This window comes from Proteiniphilum sp. UBA1028, assembly GCF_002316955.1.
GTDB lineage: Bacteria > Bacteroidota > Bacteroidia > Bacteroidales > Dysgonomonadaceae > Proteiniphilum.
The window spans coordinates 16223-21177 of record NZ_DCEN01000052.1 but is presented as its reverse complement, the minus strand read 5'-3'; the positions used below and the strand labels follow the sequence as shown (position 1 = coordinate 21177).

Annotated in this window: 5 protein-coding genes; 2 read left to right on the top strand and 3 right to left on the bottom strand. The window is 43.1% G+C overall.

Going from position 1 to position 4955, the window contains the following annotated elements; all coding sequences use genetic code 11:
• Nucleotides 1–188: 188 nt before the first annotated feature.
• A complete protein-coding gene (locus B3Z75_RS09790) occupies nt 189–2105 on the bottom strand; it encodes a heparinase II/III family protein (protein ID WP_294070939.1) in 1917 nt (638 codons plus the stop codon).
• A gap of 37 nt (nt 2106–2142) precedes the next feature.
• Nucleotides 2143–2700, bottom strand: a complete 558-nt coding sequence (locus tag B3Z75_RS09785) for a hypothetical protein (protein WP_294070936.1) — start codon at nt 2698–2700, stop codon at nt 2143–2145.
• 293 nt (nt 2701–2993) lie between these two features.
• On the opposite strand from B3Z75_RS09785, the gene B3Z75_RS09780 reads away from it, so the two are divergent.
• Nucleotides 2994–3599, top strand: coding sequence for a DUF4230 domain-containing protein (locus B3Z75_RS09780; protein ID WP_294070933.1), 606 nt, complete (start codon nt 2994–2996; stop codon nt 3597–3599).
• 33 nt (nt 3600–3632) lie between these two features.
• Complete coding sequence (locus tag B3Z75_RS09775; protein ID WP_294070930.1) at nt 3633–4151, top strand: hypothetical protein; 519 nt, start codon at nt 3633–3635, stop codon at nt 4149–4151.
• A gap of 89 nt (nt 4152–4240) precedes the next feature.
• Here the strand turns inward: B3Z75_RS09775 and B3Z75_RS09770 are convergent, their stop codons facing one another.
• Nucleotides 4241–4783: a GNAT family N-acetyltransferase gene (locus B3Z75_RS09770; RefSeq protein WP_294070927.1), complete on the bottom strand. Its 543-nt coding sequence runs from the start codon at nt 4781–4783 to the stop codon at nt 4241–4243.
• Between the last annotated feature and the right edge of the window lie 172 nt (nt 4784–4955).

Here is a 4955-nt window from a genome sequence, read left to right as displayed (position 1 = left end):
TTCATGGTGCTTCCCAGGGTTAAACCGGCGACGCCGAGTACCGATTTTTTGATAAAATATCTTCTTGTTTCCATATGAGTCGTTGCTAATTTATTGCTTTTCGATAGCAACGGCATTGGCGAGTCTTTAACGGAGCTTTGTCTCCCATTGCCCGGGAAAACTTATTGATTCATCAGACAGATAATTTTTTATTTTACTTGTTGTACGGTGTATCTGTAGGTGCCTCGCTTATTCGTTTTTTTTGCAGCAAGTGTTAGCCGGTAGATTTCGTTCCCCCACACATTCGAAAGCCGGGGATCATCTAATTGAATCGTTTCCAGCGAAACGTCGAAGTCATTTTTATCATATGACAAAAGAGCTTTCTGATTTTCCACCTGTATCTTCACCTTCCCTTTTTCCGAAGTGTCGATATCACCCCATGTGAGAAAATGAACTTCGTTGGCGTGGGTAGCCTCCTCCAGAGAAAAGTCATCCTGAATCAATACCTTGTCATTGGACAGGGAATACGACCGCACCCATCGCTTCACCCGGGCTTCTTCCGGATAGGCTCTTGCAATGTCGGTGGAGAAGGACATCTTTTTTGGATTAAACGAAGTATTCATCGCTTTATATTGCGACCCGAATGCCTGGGGTACCCCGTTAATCGTCGGGAGATTATGATATTTGCTTTGCATGGTCCAGATAGCATAGCGTTCGCTGCTGAAGGTCTGGCGTGTGTATGTTCCCACACCGGCATCAATAAGAATGGGCGTATTATTCATATAGAGAGAAAAGGTGCCCAGATCATTGTGATTATGGCTCTCGTTATTGTAGCCTCCCTTTGTTGCGATAAAAAAGCCGGATTTATTGGTCATGTAGCAAAATTCGGTTTCCGGATACCATGAAAAGGAAGGTCTGGGCTGTGTGCTCCCGAGGCTGTTTAGTTCATTAGCATACAATATGTTTTGTAAGGAACGGAATATGTCACGGCTCGTGGAAAGTTTGTTTTTATTCAGGTATGCGGCTTGTTGGATCATCATATGGCTCTTTACTGCCTTTCCATATCGGTAGATCAACGGAGCATCTCCGCCACCTCTCGCGGAGGCGTCCGCAAAATTGACAACCCAACCGTTTCCCACGTAGGAACGAACAATGTATTCCCCCATGTTCCGGATGATGGGCTTATCAAAAATGGAAATCCTGCCACCGGTACCATCCGAAAGGATCTGAAGGTAATCATACATTTTCCCGGCTGCGTGTCCCCAATAGGAAGGACCTTCTTCACATCCGCCATCTTCGTGGGTGTAATTGATAAATTCATCTACCGAACGCATTGTCCGATGAACGGCTTTTGCCAGCTTCTCCTGGTCGTTTTCCAACAACAGGAAACACTGGAGCACATTGAAATTACACCACGGATTCCAATTATTGACCATGTCGCCAGGTTTCAAATTAAAGGCCATCCACCAGAAGCGATCCTCATTCATGTATGTATCGAGAATGCGTTCCTGTAATTCGTGACGCAAGCGCTCCGAGATGATTGGATTTACCTTATCAAACTCGCGATGAAAAAAGTAGTAAGTCCAGGAAAGTAGAGATCCCATATCTCCGGACGTCAGGTCGATCACGTGTTCGTTGTGATCGGGGATGGTACGCTTTGAATTTTGAAGCGTCAGGTGGGCGGAAGGTACCCAGGAGGTCATCTCACAGGCTGCAAAGACGCCATTCATCAATTGGTCTATAAAACGGCCTTCTCCTTCAGCCAGTTCGGCCAGAAGCAGGTGAGTAATAGCCAGGAGATTCCTGCCTAAGGGAGCCTCCATGATTTGCCGGTTCCCACTTTTTTCGTACTCCAGGTAATCGGTCAGCTTCACCAGCTCCCATTCGTGTGAAAGAGCCTTTTCCCCATTTTTAATTAATTGGGCCTTGGTTGTTTCACCTAGTATCTTTTCCCAGCCTGCACGATCTGTATAAGCGGGATAGGGTACCCATTGCTGATTGAGTATCAGGGCCGATTTCACCTGTTCCAACGAAGCGGATTTCTGTAGCAGGTTCTTTTCTGTATAAGCATTCGCCTGCAAAAACATGATGCTTAAAAAAAGGAAAGTAAAAATATATTTTTTCATGTTTGATAAAATGAATTATTTCCAATCGGATATTCTGTTATAATCTTTCATACTCAGGTATTGACAGGTTTAATGCTTTTTTAACAATAGCCTCTTCAATCAGAATCTTTGTGTCGCCGCTCAGAAAATTGTACAACCAGTCATAGCCTATTGCAACAGCCGTAGTAGTTTCTGCCACGTCTAAATAGTGATCAGGATTCCAACCAGGATAGAGGCATAGGTTGATTAATAGTTTCTCGACCCCTCTGGCATATTTATCCTCGTCGAACATCCTGTATGCAACTGACAGTGTAATGATACAGTGTACGTGCTCCCTGCTATTGTTCAGGTTGTTGGGTGGAGTAATCGTAGGTGCATAGAGCAATTCATCGGCTTGAGACTTCAACAACTGAAGTAGATTGTTCAACAACGGGTCGGTTTTACTCAATTGCTTAACAAGCATCTCCTCTTCCTCCGAGAAGAGTAATCTTGGATGCGCAGGTATTGTTTTTCCAAAGAGTTTGGTGGATAATTCTGATTTTGGGTAAACAGGTTCGTTCGAAGAACAAAAAAGAAGAAAAAAGGAAAAAATCAGAGGTGTGTATTTGAATTTCATTCTTGTTGTAATTATGGCTGTTTATCGTCTGGTAATTTTGGAAAAAGGAAGAGACAATACAAAAACAGGTCGCTTCCTGATTACCTTAAACAGGGTGTTGAATTTTTTATGTCGGAAGTTGAGTCCGTAAAATGGTTTGGTAAACAAATATAGGTAAAACTTTACTTCTGAGTGAGCCTGTTAACTTAAAATTAACAATATATTTTCTTTGCCAGTAAGAAATAAATAGTCAAAATCTTTTTTCTTACCACATTATGACTATTTTTGTGATGAAGGAAAATTAATAATATTGTATGAGGAAAATAACGCTACCCACACTTTTTTTCTTTCTTACGACTGTAATCTTGGCTCTGGTTCTTTTGGTGCATAACACACGAGACAAAAAAGAAGGAGGGTACGACAGTTCTACCGTGATGAGCCGGATCTCCTATATGCAGGAGCTGGCATTGGTGAAACACAATTATACGGGGGTGATCGGTTACAAGGACTATAAGAAGATACTGAATATCAATGTGCCCCTGACAGAGAAGTATTTCCTGTTGAAATACAACGGCTACATAAAGGCGGGAGTGGATTTGAGCCGGATAAAAGTAGACGTGAAAAGCGACTCAACGGTACATGTTTCCATACCCAAGCCTAAAATTCTGGATACGGTGATTGATGAAAAATCGGTAGAGGTGTATAACGAAAGCGAGAATGCATTCAATCCGATAAAAATAACGGATTATAATGAGGCTCTGGCCAGGGAGAAAAATGTGATGATCAACGATGCCATCAAGCAGGGTATCCTGAGAGACGCAACGGAACAGGCTAAAATGGCGATTACCTCCTTACTGAAGGAGATGGGTTTCAGAGATATCAATATTACCGAAGAGTTCGTCATGCCTCAGGTGAAATAAAAATTGACGCAAGAGCAGCAATAAAGTTAACTTATGAGATTTACTATCAGGTTGTTTCTTTACTGGGTGTCTATCTTTCTGATTTTTTATATCGGAATTCAAGTTGTGGTGTATTTTTTGTGGGGAATGAGGGTGGAAGCCTGGCAGGGCGTATTGGTATTTTTAATTGTGGGAGTGATCCCTCCCGCGTTAATTACCGCCTTTTTTTCAAAGAGATTGGATTATATGGAATCAGAGAAGCTTGAACCTCCCTCGTTTTCCGGACAGAAGAAGGCCGTATTTCAATTTAAAGGCCGATCAGACAGTCCTTTCGACGAGGTGATGCAGCGCATCGATCGTCAATGGATCATCTCTTATTCTGACAGAAAAAACCGAATACTTAAATTCAGGACAGATGCTAGAATGACCTCCTGGGGATTGGGAGGGTATCTGAAAATGGAAGACGAAGAGACCGTGACCGTAATTGTTTATCCCATTCGACCCAGGTCGAAACGGGATAGATTATTTGTAAATCAAACGTTGAGGCTTGTGCATTCCGTTTTGAATCCCTGACACAGTCCTTCCCTTCGTGTTGTTTCTTCGCTATTCAGCCGCCCTGGTTTTGCCCCTGTTCGTGGCAAGTTATCGCTTTTGTGTGGATTCTACTGATCTCCTTTTTTTTCGCAATACTGGATAACCTCTTCGTTGACAAAGTGAAGAAAATCGTCGTGTTGTTCCTTGGTAATCATGTCTGGGTAGCTCAAAATAAGCAGTTCCTGCGCTTTTGTATCAAGCCGATAAGGTAAGTGGACAAACCGGTACGGAGTGAGAGTATATCCGGCACGCTCATAGAACTGCAACCGGCGCACTGACTGTTCGTCGCTGAGTGGGTCTATTTCCAGAATAATGGTATGTGCCGAATCACGCAGATGCTTCAACAGCTGAGATCCATAACCACGTCCCCGCTGTAACGGATTTACTGCCAGGTGCTCCAGGTACCGGTATGAATCCCATTCCCAAAAGAACATGAGTCCGATTAACTCTTCGCCTTCCCAGGCGGACAGTGGGGAAAAGCGATCATCGCCGCAGGCGAGCAGATGATCTCCCACTTTTCGTCGTTCTGCTACCGGAAAACTCTCTTCGTATAATTTCCATACCTTGTTCCAAGACTCAGTATCATTCTGTATAATTTGTAAAAACTCCATATTTCAGCACTTTACCAAAATAATTTCACTTTTCTTTAAGAGTCCTGGAGTGGTTCTTGTTGTCATTTTTTTCAACCTCCTTAAACTAACTCCTTACTTTCTGGTTTCATCATCGGTCTAAATCTCACAGGTGCCATCCACACTGCAGGATTTTCCTTTGGTGACTTCCACA

Coding starts and splice junctions, on each gene's coding strand:
- B3Z75_RS09770 (WP_294070927.1), bottom strand. CDS start 4,783: ATGGAGTTTTTACAAATTATACAGAATGATACTGAGTCTTGGAACAAG.
- B3Z75_RS09780 (WP_294070933.1), top strand. CDS start 2,994: ATGAGGAAAATAACGCTACCCACACTTTTTTTCTTTCTTACGACTGTA.
- B3Z75_RS09785 (WP_294070936.1), bottom strand. CDS start 2,700: ATGAAATTCAAATACACACCTCTGATTTTTTCCTTTTTTCTTCTTTTT.
- B3Z75_RS09790 (WP_294070939.1), bottom strand. CDS start 2,105: ATGAAAAAATATATTTTTACTTTCCTTTTTTTAAGCATCATGTTTTTG.
- B3Z75_RS09775 (WP_294070930.1), top strand. CDS start 3,633: ATGAGATTTACTATCAGGTTGTTTCTTTACTGGGTGTCTATCTTTCTG.